Here is a 20294-nt window from a genome sequence, read left to right as displayed (position 1 = left end):
CTGCAAAAATCTTGCCTGATTCTCCAGCCATCTGGAGCTTTATGCAGCAATGCGGCACACTGCGTTTTTTGCTGCCCGAGAGAGTGCCATGCCGAACGATGCCCTTTGCCGCCAGCTGGCGCAGCGCGTGATCACGCTGATGCGCGAGCCACAAAAGCCGCTGTGTGCGGTGGAAAACGTACGGTTGATCTACGCTGAGGAACCGCTGCCGCGCACGCCGATGTTGTATCCGGCGGGCATCGTGATCCTGTTTCAGGGACACAAAACCGGCTACCTCGGCAGCACGGTGTTTCGCTACGACGCCACCAAATATCTGATGCTCACGGTCACGCTGCCGGTGGAGTGCGAAACCGACGCCACGCCGCAGCAGCCGCTGGCCGGCATGAGTCTCACCGTGGATCCGGCCAGTTTGCAGGATCTGCTGTTAAGCATTGGCGATGACGAGCAGTTTCAGCCGCAGCCGCAAACCTCCGGCATTCACTCTGCGTTCCTGAGCGAGGAGATGCTGTGCGCCGCGGAACGGCTGCTGGATGTGATGGATAAACCGCGTGACGCCCGCGTGCTCGGCCCGCAGCTGGTGCGTGAAATCATCTATTACGTACTGACCGGGCCGATTGGCGGCGCGCTGCTGTCACTGGTCAATCGCCAGACGCAGTTCAGCCAGGTGGCCCGGGCGCTGCGCCGCATCGAGAACCACTTTGCCGAAAGCCTGAGCGTGGAAATGCTGGCGGCGGAGGTCAACATGAGCGTCTCGGCGTTTCACCATAACTTTAAGGCGGTGACCCAGACCTCGCCGCTGCAGTATCTCAAGCGTTACCGGCTGCATCAGGCACGGTTAATGATGCTGCAGGATGGGCTGAAGGCCAGCGCCGCCGCCGTGCGCGTCGGCTATGAAAGCCCGTCACAGTTTTCGCGGGAGTTTAAACGGTACTTTGGCGTGACGCCGGGAGAAGAGGCGAGCCGTGCGCGTCAGACCGGGGCGCTGCAGCCGTTTGACGCCGCCTGAAACGGCGGCGCTTTACAGAGGTCAGGCTTTCTGGCGACGCTTTTTCCAGATCACCACAATGCTGCCGCCGAGGCCGAGAAACAGCAGCACAATAGGCAGCACCATCAGGATCGCCATCACCTGATCTTCGTGGCGCTTGATAAACGGCACCTGGCTGATGCCGTAGCCCATCGCCACTACAATCCCGACCCACAGCGCGCCGCTCAGCCAGTTGAAGAACTGAAAACGCCCGTTCTGCAAACCCGAAATGCCCGCCATGGTGGGCAGCAGCGTGCGCACGAAGGCCAGAAAGCGGCCAACCAGCAGTGCCATCAGGCCGTGGCGATTGAACAGGTGCCAGGCGCGCTGATGGTACTGCGCTGGCAAATGCATCAGCCAGCTTTTGACGATTTTAGTATTACCAAGCCAGCGCCCCTGCAGATAGCTCAGCCAGCAGCCGAGGCTGGCGGCGGTGGTCAGAATCACCATGGTCGGCACAAAATCCATCACGCCTTTGGCGATCATCGCCCCTGCCAGCAGCAGCAGGCTGTCGCCGGGCAGGAACGAGGCAGGCAGCAAACCGTTTTCCAGGAACAGCGTCAGAAACATCACGCCGTAGACAATCCACACCACATCCGGATTGGCCAGCGCGGCAAAATCCTGATGCCACAGCGCCTGGACAATCTCATGTAAAACACCCATCAGCTATCCCATCGAGTCACAAGGCTTGTATTTTAACCGTCCGGGACGGCGTAATCGTTGATCTCCGCTACGCCGCACCGGATGGTTTAAGTTTGGTTTATCTTTTTACGCATGCAGGCGGGCAAAGCCGGCTTTCAGGTCATCCAGCAGATCGTCAACGTGCTCGAGACCGATATGCAGACGCACCAGCGTGCCGTCAAAATCCACGCCGCCCGCCGGACGAATTGCCGCCAGCTCTTCCGGCTGGTTCGCCAGAATCAGCGATTCAAAGCCGCCCCACGAGTAGGCCATACTGAAATGGTGGAAGCGATCGAGATAATTTGCCAGCTGCGCCGGGGTGAGTTTTTCATGCAGGATGAATGAGAACAGCCCGCTGCTGCCGCTGAAGTCGCGCCGCCAGAACTCGTGGCCTTTGCACTGCGCCAGCGCCGGATGGTTGACGCGCGCCACTTCCGGCTGCGCCGCCAGCCACTCGGCCACGCGCAGGCCGCTCTCTTCGTGCTGACGCAGACGCGTAGCCAGCGTGCGCAGGCCGCGGCTGGCCATGTACGCGGTGTCTGCATCCACCATCTGGCCCATCAGGTAGGAGTTTTCGCGCAGCTGCGCCCAGCAGCGTTCGTTGGCGACCGCAGTGCCGATCATCGCATCGCTGTGGCCGATGATGTATTTAGTGCCGGCCTGGATAGAAATGTCGATACCATGCTCCAGCGCGTTAAACAGCACGCCCGCCGCCCAGGTATTATCAATCATGATCACCGCGTCTGGTGCTTTGGCGCGCACCGCCGCGACAATCGCCGGAATATCCTGCACTTCCATGGTGATGGAAGCCGGTGATTCGAGGAACACCACGCGGGTATTCGGCTGCACCAGCTCGCCGATTTCACTGCCGATGCAGTGATCGAACCAGGTGGTGGTGACGTCAAGCTTCGCGAGAATTTTGGTGCAGAAATCCTGGGTGGGTTCGTACACCGCGCCGCTGACCAGAATGTGATCGCCGCTGGTGACAAACGCGAGGATGGCATTGGCGACAGCGGCCGCACCGCACGGATAGAGCACGCAGCCGGCGCCGCCTTCCAGTTCGGTCATCGCATCCTGGAAGGAAAAATGGGTGAGGGTGCCGCGCCGGCCATAAAACAGTTCACCGCTGGCGCGTCCGGCGGTGGCGCGTTGTTTGTCCGCGACGGAGTCAAAAACCAGTGAGGATGCGCGCTGAATGACGCTGTTAACCGAGCCCTGAGTGTAACGTTTGCTGCGTCCCGCGGTGACAAGCCGGGTATCAATTTTTTTCGTTGCCATCACTGCCTTTCCTGACACGTCTCACAAAGCATCCAACTTACCACGAATCGCGGCGCGGGGTTGAGCCCGTTTGCCGAATATCAGAGTGACGCCAGCACAATCGCGGAAAGAGACTGGTTGTGGCTTTTATTACGTGGCGGAAAAGCAAAGCGCAATAAATTGCGCCGCTACGACCCGTGCGGGATGTTCGTCCGCGCCAGTTGCTCCAGTCCGCAAACCGCACTAAACCGTAGCGGCGCGATTTATCGCGCAACTGTGCCTGTTACTCCCTTCCGCAAACCGCAACCAACCGTAGCGACGCGATTTATCGCGCAACCGTGCCTGTTGCTCTATTCCGCAAGTCGCACCCAACCGTAGCGGCGCGATTCATCGCGCAACCGTGCCTGTTGCTCCCTTCCGCAAACCGCACCCAACCGTAGCGGCGCGATTTATCGCGCTAAACATTGCGCCGTATCAATTCAGCGGGTTACAGCTTTGTAAATAGTAATGAGAACCACTATCACTTCGGTCGGTTTTTTTGCTATGATCCGCGCTTCAATCGTGAACGGTGCAACAGAAGTCGGAGACGCAGCGTGGTAGCCAGTGACTTGATGCAAACGGACCTCTCCGTTTGGGGCATGTATCAGCATGCCGATATCGTGGTAAAAATTGTGATGATCGGCCTGTTGCTGGCCTCGGTCGTTACCTGGGCGATTTTCTTTGGCAAATATGCAGAGCTGAGCGGGGCGAAACGTCGCCTGAAGCGTGAACAGCTGGCGCTGGGCGAAGCGCGCTCATTGAATGACGCGTATCGCGCGGCCGAAAACTTCAAAGCCAACAGCCACAGTGCCGTGCTGCTCGCCGACACGCGTAACGAACTGGAACTCTCCGCCGGCAGCGAAGACCTTGACGGCATCAAAGAGCGAACCAGCTTCCGCCTTGAGCGTCGCGTCGCGGGGTTCAGCCGCCACGCCGGTCGCGGTAACGGCTTCCTCGCCACCATCGGTTCCGTCGCGCCGTTTATCGGTCTGTTCGGCACCGTGTGGGGCATCATGAACAGCTTTATCGGTATCGCGAAAACCCAGACCACCAATCTCGCGGTGGTGGCACCGGGCATCGCGGAAGCGCTGCTGGCGACGGCGATTGGCCTGGTGGCGGCAATTCCGGCGGTGGTGATCTATAACGTCTTCGCCCGCATGATTGCCAGCTACAAAGCTTCGCTCGGCGACGTGGCGGCGCAGGTGCTGCTGCTGCAGAGCCGCGATCTGGACCTCGGCAACGTCGATACTGCAAAAGAAGTTAACCGTCCGGCGGCGGCCCAGAAACTGCGCGTAGGATAAGTATTATGGCGATGCGTTTAAACGATGATGCGGTCGGCGATGGCGAAATGCACGAAATCAACGTGACGCCGTTTATCGACGTTATGCTGGTGCTGCTGATCATCTTCATGGTCGCCGCGCCGCTCGCCACGGTGGATGTGCGCGTCAATCTGCCTGCTTCCACCAGCGCGCCACAGCCGCGTCCGGAGAAGCCGGTTTATCTGTCGATCAAAGCCGATAAACAGATCTACATTGGTAACGATGCGGTGACCAAAGAGACGCTGGTGAACGCGCTCACCGCGCAAACCGAAGGCAACAAAGAGACCACCATCTTCTTCCAGGCGGATAAGTCAGTGGATTATGAAACGCTGATGTCGGTGATGGATCAGCTGCGTGAAGCGGGTTATCTGAAGATTGGTTTGATGGGCATGGAGACGGTGAAGAAATAGTTTCACCGGCGTAAACCCAGCCAGCTTATCTGTAAGGTCGTCAATTATGACGACCTTTTTTATTGCGGCGGCCGGAGCAGGCCGCCATGTCAGGATGCGGTGCCGAACCGCGGTTAAACCAGATTCACCGTTACGCCGTCCTGTACCAGCAGTTCCGCGTCGCCGTGGCTGAACACGTGATACTGGTTCCCGGCGATGGTCACGGTGCCGGTTTGCTCGGTCCATCCCTCCTGCTCGCTGCCTTCAGGCAGGATATCTTCCAGGCGTACGGTGTCGCCCTGATTGCCGTTGACCATCAGCTGGGTTTTGCCGTCGTCGATGAAGAGATCTTTGGTTCCTTTTGAGAACACTTCTTCAGCAGTTATATTTTCTAAGGCACTAAACATATCGGCATCTAATGTGGAAATTTCATTCACAGATAAATCAGTGGATTTGATCACATTATCCTTTATACCCCAATCGAAATTGTCTAACGAAAAAATGTCATAGTATGATTTACCATAAGAGTCAGTATAAAAACTATTGGATGCCGATACTTTACTTATTAATTCTCCTTCCGGGGCAATAAACTCATAAGCATGATAGCCATATTTTTTATCAACTACAATTGACCCTATACGCTCATTTTTTTCATTGTAAAAAGATACTGTGTTATATTGACTGTATCCAAAAGAAGCATCAAACTTAAAGTAGTTTGATTTCTCAATATAAAAATGAACGGCCGATTGTTTGTTAGTGGCAAAGTTAGAGTTATGAAAATCATTACCGATCGTTAATTTATCCTTTTGATAGGCGAGCCCATACTGATGGTATACTTTGATGCCAGATGCTAAAGTGACTGTGTTACCTGGTATAAGTATAAATGCTCCATTACTAAAATCTTCGCGACTGCTGGTAAAGTCGGTTTCTCTGACGTTTATTTCAAATGTACTCTGTGCTTTTTCGTTTGTATAAGCATTGAAAGTCCAGTTCCCATAATTAAGTCTTGGCGGGGAAAATGTCCATTCTCCATATATATTAGCAGTCACTGAGGCGATGTTTTTACTGCTGTTTCCAAGATAGTATTCTATATAGACAGTGCTGTTGGCTTCGGCATGGCCTTGTAGCTCGGGAGTTGTATCGTCAGTTATACTACCAGATGCTAATTTTCCTTGTGTTTTACCCACATTATCCAGGGCGAAATCAATAGTTGGAGCAAGATTATTATCAATCACATTGAGTTTGAACTTGGGTGTGAATGCGCCACTATTACCACTTTTTGCCCGGAACTCCCAGTTACCATTACCTAATTCGATAGGTAGTGTAAATTCCCAGTTACCATCAGCACCAACCTGAACTGAATAACCTGGAATCCAGGGGGCTCCAGCTTTGCCATATTCAATATAAACAATACTGTTTGCTTCGGCGCGCCCATGTAACGTAGGTGTGCGGTCATCTGTCCGGGCGGAATTCCCTAACATGCCAGTGGCAAGACCATAATTATCCCAGGCGTAAGCAATCGTGGTCTCGCTTGCAGGCACCAAATCAATATTAAGGGTGAATTCGTTACTCCACTCGTCGCCGGCATTTGCTCTGAATTGCCAGTTGCCTTCGGTTAGCGCCGGATTCGGTGTCCAGCTCCAGCTGGTGCCGTTCATTACTGCATTACCGCCATCTACCCATTCACCCTGAGCATTCCGGTACTGAATCCGCACTACGCTGCCTGCTGGCGCGCTGCCGCGCAGTTCTGGCGTGGTATCATCGGTGATACCATCGCTCTTCAATGAGCCGGTCACGTTGCCGACGTTATCAACGGCATCAATGATTTTCGCCACGCCGCCCGGATCGACCGGTACTTCGCCGTCTTTACCTATAATAATTGTGAACTCATCCGACGGCTCACCCTCGCGCACCTTGTCCGCAAAGGTTTCACTCGCCACCAGCGTCAAATCATGCTGACCGTCGGTGAGGTCAATCTCCGGCTCGATCTTCCACATCCCGGTATGTTCATCCGCCTTCGCGCTGCCGATAACCGTATCGCCTTCCTTCAGATAAACAATCACGCCTTTCTCCGCGATGCCGGTCAGGGTCGGACGGCGGTCGTCGGTCATCTTGCCAGAATCGAAGCTGCCGGTGATGTCACCCTGATCGTCATACATGTTCAGCAGCGTCGGTGCTGCCGGCGGCGTGGTATCAACAATCAGCGTACGCAGCGTTGGCGCGCTCGGGTTGCCGGCCTTATCAACCGACTGGAAAGACATGTTGTAGTAACCATCCTCCAGCGGCGTGGATGGCGTCCAGCTCCAGTAGCCGTCGGCGGGATTGATATCAACCGTAAAGGTCTCTTTGCCGACGGTAATCAGCATGGTACCGCCCTTACCAATTTCAGACCTTGCGTAGCCAAAAAACGTGGGGGTATTGGTGTCGCGCTCGAGGTATTTCGCCTCTTCGTAATTGAACAGTTCCATGGAAAATATTCCTGTGTTGGTCGTCGGTTTATTGCAGCGAGGGCCGCCGCGCCTTGTTATAGAGAGCGCATTTTGTAATAGATGACGTAACACGCCGTATCAGACACGTCCCGAAGGGAGAAAAGTCCGAGCAGAGAAAAAGCAGGGGAAAGGGCAGGATGATGCCGTGCTGCGTGCACGGCATCGGAGGATTACACCAGCTCGATTTTCACGCCGTCCTGCACCAGCAACTCGGCGTCGCCGTGGCTGAACACGTGATACTGGCTGCCAGCGATGGTCACGGTGCCGGTTTGCTGCGTCCAGCCGCTGACCGCTTCGCCTTCCGGCAGGATGTCGCTGAGCTGCACGCTGTCGCCGGCCTGGCCGCTGACGCGCAGCTGGGTTTTGCCGTCGTCAATGAACAGGCCCTGCTGACCGGCTTCCACCACGTCGCTGAGCGTCAGACCGAGCGGGGCGAGCGCGTTGATTTCCACCTCGCCCGGCGGCGTGGTGTCCACGACGATGCTGTACGCCGGCAGGCCAGCGTCGTAAGCGCCGTAGCTCACGCTGAGGCTGTGCGAGTCGTCGCTGAGCGCCGGCGTGATAAAGCGCCAGTTGCCGTCTGCGCCGACCTGCACGCTGCCGATCAGCGTGCTGCCGTCATAGACGTTGAGCACGCTGTTAGCTTCGGCGACGCCGCTCAGCTCCGGCTGGCGGTCGTTAGTGATGCCGCCGTTGCTGATTTCGCCGATATACAGCGCCACGTCGTCGTACACGCTGAGGATCTCCGGCTTGTGCTGGCCGCCCGGCATCAGGACCAGCTCGAAGGTATCGCTCCACTGGCTGTCGCCCTGCGCCTGCGCGGCAAACGACCAGACGCCGTACTCCAGCGCCGGCGGCGTGAAGCTCCAGTTGCTGTCCGCGCCTACGGTCACCACTACGGAATGGGTGAACTCGCCGGCAATGCCGTAGCGCACCACCACGTTGCTGTTGGCTTCGCCGCGCCCGCTCAGGGTTGGCGTGGTGTCATCGGTGAGCGCACCACTCAGCAGAGTGCCGGTGACCGGGCCGAAATCGTCGGTGGCGTGGGTCAGCGTGGCGTGCAGCGCGTCGCTGCCGGCGAAGGCGATGTCGAGCGTAAAGCTGTCGCTCCAGCTGCCTTCCTGACCGGCGCGGAACTCCCAGCTGCCGGCCTCCAGCTCAGCCGGTGGCGTCCAGCTCCAGCGGGTACCGTCCATCTGCGCCGCGCCGCCGTCAACCCATTCACCGCTGGCGTTACGGTACTGCACAAAAACCGTGCTGCCCGCCGGGGCGCTGCCGTGCAGCTGCGGCGTGGCATCGTCGGTGAGCGCGCCGCTCAGCAGCGAGCCGGTGACCGGACCGGCGTCATCCACCGCGTGGGAAATCACCGTGGCGGCAGAACCGTCGCGGCCAATCAGCAGCTCAAACGGCGCAGACGGTTCGCCCTCGCGCAGCTTGCCGTTGAAGGTTTCGACCGCTACCAGTGTCAGCTGATGGGTGCCGTCGCTCAGATCGGCGTCCGGCTCCAGCGTCCAGATACCGGTGATGGCGTCGGCCTGCGCGCTGCCGATCACCGTATCGCCCTCTTTCAGGTACACCACAGTGCCTTTTTCGGCGACGCCGGTCAGGGTAGGGCGACGTTCATCGGTCATGCGCCCGGCGTCGAAGCTGCCGGTGATGTCGCCCTGGTCATCGTACATATTGAGCAGGCGCGGCGCGTCCGGCGCCGTGTAGTCGACCACCTGAATGAACTGGGTGGGATTACCGATGTTGCCGGCCGCGTCGATCATGCGCACCGACACGATGTGCTCGCCTGGCGTCCAGTCGGCGGGCGGCGTCCAGCTCCAGCGGCCATCCGGGCCCACCTTGACGGTATACGGCTCGTTGCCGTCAATAGCGATTTCCGCGAAGCCGTTGCGCGCCTGCGCTGCAGTTCCGCCGTAGCCGCGGCGCGGATCGTCGGTGTAGCGGTAGGATGCATTAAGAATCTGATTCATGATGGATCTCCCTTACACCAGCTCGGTTTTCACGCCGTCCTGCACCAGCAGCTCAGCGTCGCCGTTGCTCCAGACGTGGTACTGGGTGCCGGCGATGGTCACGGTGCCAGCCTGCTCAGCCCAGCCATTTTGCTCGCTGCCTTCAGGCAGGATGTCTTCGAGGCGCACGGTGTCGCCGTGGTTGCCGTTGACCATCAGCTGGGTTTTGCCGTCGTCGATGAAGAGGTCTTTTTGGCCATTATCGAGAATATCTTCAATAGATATAACCTCTAAGACGTTAATATTTTCAACATTGAGTTGATGTGACGATTCATCGAAAATTTTATTTGAAGGAACATCGACTCCCCACGCAATATCATCAATATACAATAGATCCCAATACGGCTTGGCATCTTTTATATATTGACCGTTTTCAACGATTACTTTATGGATAAGTTCGTTTTCAGGTGCAGTAAATGTATGGTCGACTAGGCCTTTATTGCTACCATTGAAACTTTTGATAACCTCCTGTTCAATTAGTTTTCCATCCTTATCAAAATATGATACTTTAACTTCAGAATTTCTTTGAGTGTTAAACAAGAATTTGAAATATTTCGACTGTTCTACGAGAAATTCAATTTTTGAATATACACAGTCGTACCCCACAGGGTTGAACTTCCCTATGAATAATCTTCTATCGAGATTGCTTTCATTTTCTTCCCAATAAGTGTTGCGGACAGCTCCATCTAGGGTGTTAATTGTTAGGCCGGAATCCAAAGTTATAGATTGATGTTTTATTAAATTAAACAATCCACGTTCAGAAAATATTTCTTTCGACGATATAAAGTCACTTTCTTTGATTGTTAAATTAAAAATGCTTTTTTTCGAATTTATAGAGTAGGCTTCAAACTTCCAGTCACCATAAGATAAAGATGGTGGGGTTAAAGACCAATCTCCGGAAAGGGTTGCTGTAACTGAATATAGAAAACTCTCAGAACCGTTGGTGTATTCAATATAAACCACACTATTTGATTCGGCCTTTCCCTTTATTTCGGGAGTGGTGTCATCAGTAACATCGCCAGAAGATTTATTACCCTGGCGTGGCCCAGTATTATCTATGGCTGCTTCAATCGTTGGAGTGAAAGAATCAGGAGCAACGATTTGCAGGCTGAAGATTTGCCCATTAACATTTCGTGTTGGTGTGCTGCTTGCCTGGAATTCATAACTCGCAACAGGCAGGCGATCAGTATTATATTCCCAGTGGCCATCGGCACCTGTCATAACGGTATCAAGGTAATCCCAATCCCCTAAAATGTTACGATAAAAAAGATATACTGTACTATTAGATTCCGCCCGTCCATGTAATGTAGGGATGCGGTCATCAGTGATAGCACCATTACCTAACATGCCTGTCAATTTACCAGAATCATCCCATGCATGAGTAATTTCTGTCAGCAGGGTGGGGTTGGAATCTATTTTTAGTTTAAACTCATCACTCCAGCCGAAACCAGCATTTGCTCGAAACTCCCAATTGCCTGCTTGTAACGCAGGATTCGGTGTCCAGGTCCAGGTATCTCCTTCAATGCTAGCTTTGCCACCATCAATCCATTGTCCATTGTTATTACGGTACTGAATTAAGACATCATGGCCTTCTGATGAGGAACCATAAAGTTTTGGTGAGGTTTCATCGGTAATGCCACCACTTTTTAATAATCCGGTATTCTCTCCGACGTAATCAATTGCATGTCTAATTTCTACATTGACACCCGGTTTTGGCTGATTGTCGCCATCCTTGCCAATCACGATAATAAACTCATCCGAGGGCTTACCCTCGCGCAGCTTATCCGCAAAGGTTTCAGCCGCCACCAGCGTCAGGTTGTGGCGCCCATCCGCCAGATCCACCGTCGGTTCCAGCGTCCACAGGCCGGTTTTCTCGTCGGCTTTGGCGCTGCCAATAACGGTGTTGCCCTCTTTCAGGTACACCACGGTGCCTTTTTCGGCGATGCCGGTCAGGGTCGGGCGGCGGTCGTCGGTCATTTTGCCCGCATCGAAGCTGCCGGTGATGGCGCCCTGATCGTCATACAGGTTAAGCAGGGTTGGTGCGACCGGCGGCATGGTGTCAATGATCAGCGTGCGCTGCGTCGGCGTACTGACGTTACCGGCGGTGTCGATGGTCATAAAGGAGATGCTGTATTCACCATCGGCCAGCGCTTCCGGTGGCGTCCACTTCCAGCTGCCGTCCTGCGGGTTGATATCGACAAAGAAATTCCTGTCGCCGAGGGTAATCATTACCTGGCCGCCTTTACCCGCTTCTGACTTGATTTCACCGAGAAAGGTTGGGGTGTTGGTGTCGCGCTCGAGGTACTTCACCTCTTTAAAATCAAACAGATCCATGGAGGTTATTCCTGTATTTTACGTTGGGTCCATTGCAGCGAGGGCCGCTGCGCCTTGTTATAAAGGGCGCATTTTGTAATAGATGACGTAAAACGCTGTATGAGACCTGTCCCGAAGGGAGAAAAGTCCGAGCAGGTGAAAAATCGGGGAAAGAGGGCAGGATGATGCCGTGCTGCGCGCACGGCATCGGGGGGTTACACCAGTTGCAATTGCACGCCGTCCTGCACCAGCAGTTCGGCGTCGCCATGGCTCCAGACGTGATATTGCGTACCGGCGATGGTCAGCGTGCCGGTCTGCTGCGTCCAGCCGTCGACCGCTTCACCTGCCGGCAGAATATCCTGCAGCTGCACGCTGTCGCCCGGCTTGCCGTTCACCAGCAGCTGGGTGCTGTCATCCTTAACGAACAGGCCTTTGCCACCTTCGCTCAGCAGCTGGTGCAGCGTCAGCGCATCCGGCTGGGCTTCATCCTGCGCCAGCTGATCGAACGCGGCGTCCGGGCTGACGTCGAGCACGAATTTGCTGCTCCAGTTGCTCTTCATCTCGCCGGTTGAGGCGCGCGCCTGATATTCCCACACGCCAGGCTGATGCAGATACGGCGAGGTAAAGCTCCACTTGCCGTCGGCATCGACCAGCACGCTGCCGGCGTGGCGCAGACCTTCGCCCTGCACGCCATACTCGATCTCAATCACCTGACCCGGCGTGCCGCTGCCGTGCAGCGTTGGCGTGGTGTCATCGGTTGAGTCGTGCTGATAAACCGGCCCCTGCAGCGGGCCCGCGTTGTCCCAGGCGTAGTCGATGGTCGGTTCCAGCGGCGCGCCGGGGATCACCAGCAGCTCGAATTTATCGCTCCACGCGCTGGCTTTGCCATCGGCCACGCCGCGCGAGCGGAAACCCCATTCGCCAAAGTAGGTCAGTTCGAAGCCGGCGAACTGCCAGTTGCCCTGCGCATCGACTATCACGCTGCCCGCGCTGTGCCAGCCGCTGTTACTCAGGTTGTACTCAATTTCAACGATGCTGCCCGGCGCACCGCGACCTTCCAGCACCGGCGTTTTATCGTCAGTGGTGCCGCGATGGTACACCAGGCCGGTATGGGCGCCGGTATCGTCACGCGCAAAGTCGATAGCCGGACGCAGATTCTCCAGCGCCGACATATTAAGGCTGAAATCCGGGCGGTAGTCGTCTTTGCTGTTCTCGTAAGAAGCATAGAAGGTGTAGATGCCGTCACCGCTGATCATCGCGCGCGACTGAATCACCCAGTCGCCGTTGGCATCGGTTTTAACGCTGCCTTTATAGCCGATTCCGCCGTGATCGTTCTGCGCGAACAGATAAACGATGCTGTTCGGCTCCGCGCGGCCCACGATCAGCGGCGAGAAGTCGTCGGTGGTGGAACCGCTGGCGAGCTGGCCCTGCACGGTGCCGACATCGTCAATGGCGTAGCTGATGGTTGGCGGCACCGGTCCGCTGTCAACCACAGTGATGTCGAAGTGGTCAGAAGGTTCGCTGACGCGACCAAACTCGTCGGTGGCGGTGACGGTTAGCTGATGCCCGCCCGCGCCCAGCAGCGGCTTCAGCGACCATTCGCCGCTTTTACTGGCCACGGTGCTGCCAATCAGCCTGCCGTGATCGTACAGCCGCACCATGCTGCCCGGCAGCGCATAGCCCTGCACTTTGGGTGTGGTGTCATCAATGGTGTGTCCGCGTCCGACCGGGCCGGTTTCACTGCCGACGTCGTCAAACAGCGCGGTGATCGCCGGTTTGTCCGGCACCGAGAGCGCGACGTCAACAGAGAACGGATGCGGTTCGCTGTTGTCGCCGATGCGCGCCACCATGTCGTGGCTGCCTTCGCTCAGTGAGAACGGCGGCTGAAATGACCAGCTGCCGTCTGCGGCAATCGGCGTGCTGTAGCGGTGATCGTTGATAATGAATTCAATGATTTCACCGGCCTGCGCCGGCAGGCTGCCGCTCAGCAGCGGATAAGGTGTGCCCACTCGCAAGGTATTAATGGATGAAAAGGGGTCAAAGCTGAGAGGTGTTAGCATAAGTATTCTCCACCAAAATCATCAACGGCGTGATTACCGTTGCCTGCCCAGCTTAACGGGGGAGGGGATAGCGCCATGTACCAGAATCGTCTCGTTTCTAAGACTGATCTTAATAAGTTATGCTAATGAAAAAGGCATTAAAAAGAGCAGGATAAAGCTCATGACATGGCTTGCTTAGGCCTGATGGTGCTGAAGTTATGTCACCGGAAAGGTCGATAGTCTGTCCCGCGCCAGCCAGCGCAAAAGCCCAGAATTATTAACTTTCCTCATAAGCTGATTGGTGCGTCTTGTTAATCATTTGTTACCTTTGTTTGTGCTTTTGTAAAGTGCAATGGTGAACAGGATCACATCTATTCACGCGCCGGCAGGCTAAAACAGGAGAAAAACCAGGAAGGACGATATGAGCTCAAGTCACACTTTACAAAAGTCATCGCAGGGCGGTGCCAAAACCATCTTTAGCGTTACCAGCGGTAACTTTCTTGAGATGTACGATTTTATGGTGTTTGGCTACTACGCCACCGCCATTGCAAAAACCTTTTTCCCGGGCGACGATCCGTTTGCTTCGCTGATGCTGACGTTGATGACCTTTGGCGCCGGCTTCCTGATGCGTCCGCTCGGGGCGATTATACTGGGGGCCTACATTGACCATCACGGCCGGCGCAAAGGGCTGCTGCTGACGCTCGGCCTGATGGCGCTCGGTACGCTGACTATCGCGCTGGTGCCAGGCTACGCCACGCTGGGCGCGGCGGCACCGATTCTGATTCTGCTGGGCCGCCTGCTGCAGGGCTTCTCGGCGGGCGTGGAGCTGGGTGGCGTTTCGGTTTATCTGTCTGAAGTGGCCCCCAAAGGCCGCAAAGGCTTTTACGTCAGCTGGCAGTCGGGCAGCCAGCAGGTAGCGGTGATCTTCGCCGCGCTGCTGGGGCTGGGGCTTAATCATCTGCTGGCGAAGGACGCGGTGACCGAATGGGGCTGGCGTATTCCGTTTGTGGTCGGCTGTCTGATTGTGCCGTTCCTGTTCTGGATTCGCCGCATGCTCGAAGAGACCGAAGCCTTCAGTCAGCGCAAATCACACCCGTCGATGGGCCAGATTGTGCGTTCCGTGGGACAAAACTGGGCGCTGGTGCTGGCCGGCATGCTGATGGTGGTCACCACCACGGTGATGTTCTACATGATCACCGCGTTTACCCCGACCTTTGGTAAAACCGTGCTGATGATGAGTGACAAACAGAGCTTCCTCGTGACGCTGTTTGTTGGCATCTCTAACCTGTTCTGGCTGCCGGTGATGGGCGCGCTGTCGGACCGCGTTGGGCGGCGACCGCTGCTGATTACCTTTACCGTGTTGATGATCCTGACGACCTGGCCGGTGCTGCACGGGCTGGTGGGATCGCCGACCTTTGCGCACCTGGTGGAAGCGGAGCTGTGGTTATCGTTCCTGTACGCCAGCTATAACGGCGCGATGGTGGTGTATCTGGCGGAGATCATGCCCGCTGAAGTGCGTGCTTCGGGCTTTTCGCTGGCCTACAGCCTGGCGACCGCGCTGTTTGGTGGTTTTACGCCGGCGATTTCGAGCTATCTGATTCATGCTACAGGCGATAAAGCGATGCCGGGCGTCTGGCTGTCGTTTGCCGCGGTGTGCGGTCTGGTGGGCACGCTGCTGATCGGCCGCATGGTTAAACAGTACCAGGCACGGCACAGCGCAACAGTAGTGGGCGCGTCGCTGTAGTTAGAGTGCGCGCGCTGGACTCACCCTGCGTTTCTCTCACTGGCCCTCACCCTGACCCTCTCCCGCACGCGGGAGAGGGAACCGTTCGGTGCGGTTTCGCAGACCTGCGATTCACCTCAACATCCGCGCGATCGGCTCCTTCTCCTGCCAGTGGGAGAAGGCGGGGGATGAGGGGGCCAGCGAGCTCCTGCTCTGCCTGCTGGCCCTCACCCTGACCCTCTCCCGCACGCGGGAGAGGGAACCGCTCGGTGCGGTTTCGCAGACCTGCACTTTACCTCAACATCCACTTGGTCGGCCCCTTCTCCCGCCAGCGGGAGAAGGCGGGGGATGAGGGTGCCAGCCAGCACCCGTCTGCGCGCTGGCCCTCACCCTGACCCTCTCCCGCACGCGGGAGAGGGAACCGCTCAGGGCGGTTTCGCAAACCTGCACTTCACCTCAACACTCGCTCGATCGGCCCCTTCTCCCGCGTGCGGGAGAGGGAACCGCTCAGTGCGGTTTTGCAGACCTGCACTTCACCTCAACGCCCGCGCGATCAGCCCCTTCTCCCGCTGGCGGGAGAAGGCGGGGGATGAGGGTGCCAGCCAGCTCCTGCTCTGCCTGCTGGCCCTCACCCTAACCCTCTCCCGCACGCGGGAGAGGGAACCGTTCAGTGCGGTTTTGCAAACCTGCACTTCACCTCAACGCCCGCGCGATCAGCCCCTTCTCCCGCTGGCGGGAGAAGGCGGGGGATGAGGGTGCCAGCGAGCTCCTGCTCTGCCTGCAGGCCCTCACCCTAACCCTCTCCCGCATGCGGGAGAGGGAACCGCTCGGTGCGGTTTCGCAGACCTGTGCTTCACCTCAACGCCCGCGCGATCGGCCCACTCCTGACCCCACCCCGCTAAAACGCCACATCCACCACCACGCTATCGCTGTAATTCCCCGCTGCGGGCGTATTTTGCGTAGTCATGATCTGCGCCGTATAGGTAAAGTTGCGCGTCACGGTATCCGCGTTGAGCGATGTCGAGGTCGCGCTGCTCCAGCGGTCGCTGCCGCTCGGGCCCCAGCGATTGGTGGTGGTGGTGCCTTTATAAATATCGTACGCCAGCCGGTTGGTGCCGCTCGCCATCTGGCGCGTGGTGCCGCTGAAATAGCTGCCGTTGCTCAGTCCCACCGTATACGTGCTGCCCTTTGAACACACCACGTTAATCGTCTGCTGCACGGTAGAAAAACTACCGACCAGCGGCGCACTGCCGAAGCTGACGTTCGGTGCCGTAATCGTGGTGCAGTCGTTGGTGATCACCATATTCACGGTGATCGGCATCGCCGTCCCGCTGCTGCTCTGCACCGTGCCGACGCACACGCCGGCCACGTTCAACCCGGCGCACACGTTATAACTCACCGTCAGCGTGATGGTGGTGGTGTAACTGCCGGCGGCAATCACCTGGCCAGGCACGGTGCGGAAATAGAGTGGAATGACAAAATTGAGGCTGTTGCCGAGCGCCAGCAGCGCGGAAGAGTTCCAGCGATAGCTGCCGCCCTGGCGCAGTTCGGTGGCACAGGCGCTGTCGATGCACAGCTGAATCGGCACGTTATCGGTGCCGCTGGCAGACGCCTTCATGGTGGCGCGCGTGCCGCTCAGGTAGTTGGCGGTGGTAAACGCATAGGCGACGTAATCGCTGCCCAGCAGGTTGAGCGTGCCGGTGCCGCAGTTAACGTTGGTGTTACTGGAGGTATTGACCGCCGTCGACTGCACGTAAAACGTGGTTTGCGTGCCAAAGCTGGCGCTGGGGGCCGAAAGCGAACAGAGCGCGTAGCTGCTGGCCGGCAGCAGCCACAGCAGCAAGAACAGAAATTTCCTCATGGCGAGATCCCTGACTGTGAGTTGTTGGCGGCATTCACTGCCGTACCGGGCGCGGCAGGCGGCAGCGGGCAGGTGAGTGGACCGTAAGTCTGCAGCGCTTTAGGCTGACCCTCAGCGATAGCCAGTGTGGTCTCGCACTGACGACCGTCCGGCGTCACCACGCGCATCGGGTTGCTGGCGCTGAGATCTTCCATCCACACGAGGCCATCCCAGCCGACATATTCGGTGGCGCGATCGCGGCGCAATACCTGGCTGGAGACCGGCAGCGGCTGGCCGTCGCTGTCGTGCAGGATCACGCTGGCGGCGCGCAGACGCTCCACCGGGAAATTCAGCAGATAGCCACTTTTGCGCTTCACCGCGAAACGCTGCTCCACTTTGGGCGCGGTCATGTCAGCCGGCAGATCGAGGGTATCGATATCGTACTTCGCGCCGTAGTAGCTGCTGATGGACGGCACCAGCAAATAGCCGGCGTCATCGGTGCGGCCCATCGCCTGGTTCTCGTAGCGCACCGTCACGTCCGGATAGCGGGTTTTCACCACCACAAAGGCATCGTTGATGTTGTTGGCGGCGAACACATGGTTGTCCATCAGCACCAGCGAGCCGGTGAAATCGGCCCACTGCGTGGTGTTGTCATCGTCGCCGTAAAAGCCAGCGGAAGTATCAATCTTGTTGTTGCGATAGCGCAGGCTGCCCTGACGATAATCGCCGCTGTCGCCGCCCTGATGCGCCCATGACGCATCGTAAGCAAAACCGCCGTCGCTCGGCATGGCGCGCGACACGTACAGGCGCTGATTGCTTTGTCCCTGCTGATCGCGCTCGACGCTGATCGATGCGCTGCTCTGTTCGCCAAACGGAATCACCAGCGAAATCGCGCCGCTCCAGTCGCCCTGCTGCTGGTCGCGGCTGGCGGAGATGTACAGGCTGCTGTTGCCCCACAGGTTTTTACTCCACGATAAATTCCACAGGCGGGTGCGATCGCCGCTGCCGCCGGCGATGTCCAGATACGCCAGACCGAGGCTGCCGTACTGGTTGAGCGACAGGCTGGCGGTGTACTGCGCGCTGCGTCTGGCGAGCGAATAGCTGGTATTGGCGCTGTCGCCGCGGCTGCCGACCAGCGCCAGGTTGCCGAAATCCGCGCTGCGCAGCGTGTGCTGGGTGCCGAGGCTGAACCAGTTGTTGTTGTACTGGTAACCCCAGCTGTACTGGGTGCCGGGCCTGCCGTCCAGCTGGCTCTGCGCCAGCGCGGCGTTGATGACGCCCAGGCTGCCCAGCTTCACCAGCGCGCCGGCACCGCCCATCGCCACGTCACTGCTGCCTTCGGCGTGCGATTCCAGCGTCAGCCAGTCGCGCAGGCCGTAGCGATAGGATCCGCTGGCCGCCGCCGCGCCGTAATCAAAGTTTTTGATGCCGTAGTTTTCGCGAATTGCCCCGGCGGAGAAGGCGTAATCGGACAGGCCGGTTTTCAGCAGGCTGCTGGAGACGTAGAACGGCAGCGTCGTCGTCACCTGACGACCGACCGCGTCGGTGGTGGTGATCACCGCATCGCCCGCCCCGTTCACGAATGGCACATTGGTCAGCGACCACGGCCCCGGCTGCACGTTGGCCTGCGCGCTGCGGTAACCATTGATAAACAGATCGACTGACGACGGCACCGCCGCCTGGCCGCTAAAGGCCGGCAGCGGGTAAGTGACCAGATCCGGTCGCACGCTGAAGTCACGCGCGATCTGCACGCCGCCAAGGCGCACGCTGTTGCTCCAGCCCAGCGCATCCGTAATCAAATCCCCGGCGCGCCAGCTCAGCGCGGCATTCTCGTTCTCGTTGCTGTACCAGGTGTCGTAGCGAATGTAACCCTGCTGCTGGCCGCGGGTGTCGCCCGCAAGCTGCTGAATATAGACACCGTTAGTGGAGAACTGGCCGGCCGGGCCGAACAGGCGCAGCTCATTCCAGCTGGAGAGGCGCGAACCGGCGTTGTCGGTGCGCGTGGCGTAAAGGTCGTAGTTGAGCAGCGCGCCGTTGCTGGCCTGGCCGGGATAGCGCGGGCCATTTTGCGGCTGACCGAGCGTCTGCTCTGGCAGCCAGGCGGGCGGTACCGTCAGCAGCAGGCGCTGGCGGCGTTCATCGTATTCCACTTTGACCTCCCCCAACTGACCGGGAGCGACCTGTTCGCCAGCCAGCTTCGCCGCCGGAATGCCGGCACGCTGCAGATCGCCGCTGCGCAGCCAGAACTCACCGTCGCGCCGCTCGACCGGCACAATCTCGCCCCGTTCGCGCTGGTTCACCACCAGTTCCAGCATGTATTGCTGGCCGCTGGCGCTGTGGCTGACGGCAGGCGGCGGTGGCAGCTCAGAGAAAGTCTCTGCGCTGCTCAGCGGGGAAAAGCACAGCACGCTGGTCACCGCCAGCGCGCAGGGAGGCGGCGTCAGCTTCATCAGCGCGCGGCAGCGCTGCGCCAGTGAGTTTTATTCACCTCGGCCGCGAGTTCACCGCTCACCGGGCTGTTCAGCGGCCAGCGGTGGCTGCTGTTAGCCAGCACATAGCCAAACAGGCCGTTGCCGAGCGCGCGACCGCCGACGGTGACGTTGCTCAGGCGCGCGTGGCCGTTGCCGCGATTGGTCAGCTCCAGCCAGCGTTTGCCGTCGCGGCTGACCTGACGCCAGCTGAGATCGGCTTTGGCGCTGTCGCGCGTCAGGCCATCGCCATAGACAAACAGCGGCACCGAGTAGCGCATCTGAAACGTCAGCCCGGCCTGATTCTCGCCCGGCGAGCGCGGCGTCGGGATCTCATCCAGCACCACGCGATAGGCTTGCTCCACGCCGGCGGGCGGCGCGCTCTGGCGAATCAGACGCACCAGCTGCTTCTGCCCCGGTTCCAGCCGCACCATCGGCGGGCTGGCGACCACCTGCTGCTGCGTTTGATACTGTTCCTGGCCGTCAATCTGCTGCCAGTTGAAGATGCGCACCTGCATGATGGTGGTGGCGTTACCGCGATTCTCCAGCCACAGTTCACTGGCTTTTTCCTGCGGATTGATGGCGGGATCGATCGGCCAGATCATCAGCGAGTTGGCCGCGAAGCTGGCGGGCGACAGGGCCAGAAGAAACCACAGAAGCAGGGCGCGCAGGCTCATCATCTTTCATCCTTTTTATGC

13 protein-coding genes are annotated in these 20294 nt (G+C 58.0%); 4 read left to right on the top strand and 9 right to left on the bottom strand.

Annotated elements, in window-relative coordinates; genetic code table 11:
• Positions 1–88: 88 nt before the first annotated feature.
• Positions 89–1006 carry an AraC family transcriptional regulator gene (locus F3I21_RS17330; protein WP_058771382.1) on the top strand — a complete coding sequence of 306 codons (918 nt, stop codon included), beginning with the start codon at positions 89–91 and terminating at the stop codon, positions 1004–1006.
• A 21-nt stretch (positions 1007–1027) separates the two neighbouring features.
• On the opposite strand, the gene F3I21_RS17325 is transcribed toward F3I21_RS17330, so the two are convergent.
• Together F3I21_RS17325 and metC are read right to left on the bottom strand one after the other, a co-directional pair.
• Positions 1028–1687 (bottom strand): DedA family protein, encoded by a 660-nt coding sequence (locus F3I21_RS17325; protein ID WP_021509591.1) that lies wholly within the window; start codon positions 1685–1687, stop codon positions 1028–1030.
• A gap of 105 nt (positions 1688–1792) precedes the next feature.
• A complete protein-coding gene (metC, locus tag F3I21_RS17320) occupies positions 1793–2983 on the bottom strand; it encodes a cystathionine beta-lyase (RefSeq protein ID WP_150059415.1) in 1191 nt (396 codons plus the stop codon).
• A 590-nt stretch (positions 2984–3573) separates the two neighbouring features.
• On the opposite strand from metC, the gene exbB reads away from it, so the two are divergent.
• Both exbB and exbD read left to right on the top strand, forming a co-directional pair.
• Positions 3574–4302: a tol-pal system-associated acyl-CoA thioesterase gene (gene exbB, locus F3I21_RS17315; protein ID WP_031280126.1), complete on the top strand. Its 729-nt coding sequence runs from the start codon at positions 3574–3576 to the stop codon at positions 4300–4302.
• Positions 4303–4307: 5 nt separating this feature from the next.
• The gene (exbD, locus tag F3I21_RS17310; RefSeq protein ID WP_021509588.1) at positions 4308–4730 is read left to right on the top strand and encodes a TonB system transport protein ExbD; all 423 of its coding nucleotides are present in this window, start codon (positions 4308–4310) and stop codon (positions 4728–4730) included.
• A gap of 113 nt (positions 4731–4843) precedes the next feature.
• Here exbD and F3I21_RS17305 read toward each other — a convergent pair whose 3' ends face one another.
• From F3I21_RS17305 to F3I21_RS17290, 4 genes are all read right to left on the bottom strand, one after another.
• Positions 4844–7177, bottom strand: coding sequence for an Ig-like domain-containing protein (locus tag F3I21_RS17305; protein WP_150059414.1), 2334 nt, complete (start codon positions 7175–7177; stop codon positions 4844–4846).
• 191 nt (positions 7178–7368) lie between these two features.
• Entirely contained in the window at positions 7369–9174 is a 1806-nt protein-coding gene (locus F3I21_RS17300; RefSeq protein ID WP_150059413.1) for an Ig-like domain-containing protein, read from the bottom strand.
• Positions 9175–9186: 12 nt separating this feature from the next.
• Positions 9187–11547, bottom strand: a complete 2361-nt coding sequence (locus tag F3I21_RS17295) for an Ig-like domain-containing protein (protein ID WP_150059412.1) — start codon at positions 11545–11547, stop codon at positions 9187–9189.
• Positions 11548–11741: 194 nt separating this feature from the next.
• On the bottom strand, positions 11742–13586 hold the full coding sequence (locus F3I21_RS17290; RefSeq protein ID WP_223815715.1) for an Ig-like domain-containing protein: 1845 nt from the start codon (positions 13584–13586) through the stop codon (positions 11742–11744).
• A gap of 400 nt (positions 13587–13986) precedes the next feature.
• On the opposite strand from F3I21_RS17290, the gene F3I21_RS17285 reads away from it, so the two are divergent.
• Positions 13987–15309 carry an MFS transporter gene (locus F3I21_RS17285; RefSeq protein ID WP_150059411.1) on the top strand — a complete coding sequence of 441 codons (1323 nt, stop codon included), beginning with the start codon at positions 13987–13989 and terminating at the stop codon, positions 15307–15309.
• A gap of 877 nt (positions 15310–16186) precedes the next feature.
• Here F3I21_RS17285 and F3I21_RS17280 read toward each other — a convergent pair.
• The 3 genes from F3I21_RS17280 to F3I21_RS17270 are packed head-to-tail and all read right to left on the bottom strand — an operon-like array spanning position 16187 to position 20276.
• Entirely contained in the window at positions 16187–17149 is a 963-nt protein-coding gene (locus F3I21_RS17280) for a spore coat U domain-containing protein (RefSeq protein ID WP_150059410.1), read from the bottom strand.
• Positions 17146–19578, bottom strand: coding sequence for a fimbria/pilus outer membrane usher protein (locus F3I21_RS17275; protein ID WP_150059409.1), 2433 nt, complete (start codon positions 19576–19578; stop codon positions 17146–17148). Before F3I21_RS17275 ends, F3I21_RS17280 begins: the two co-directional genes overlap by 4 nt.
• Entirely contained in the window at positions 19578–20276 is a 699-nt protein-coding gene (locus F3I21_RS17270; protein ID WP_370445701.1) for a molecular chaperone, read from the bottom strand. The genes F3I21_RS17275 and F3I21_RS17270 overlap by 1 nt, the downstream gene beginning before the upstream one ends.
• Positions 20277–20294 lie beyond the last annotated feature (18 nt).

The sequence above is a fragment of the Pantoea sp. B_9 genome (assembly GCF_008632015.1).
Lineage (GTDB): Bacteria > Pseudomonadota > Gammaproteobacteria > Enterobacterales > Enterobacteriaceae > Pantoea > Pantoea dispersa.
The sequence above is the reverse complement of the archived record's forward strand: the minus strand, read 5'-3'. Positions and strand labels throughout refer to the sequence as shown.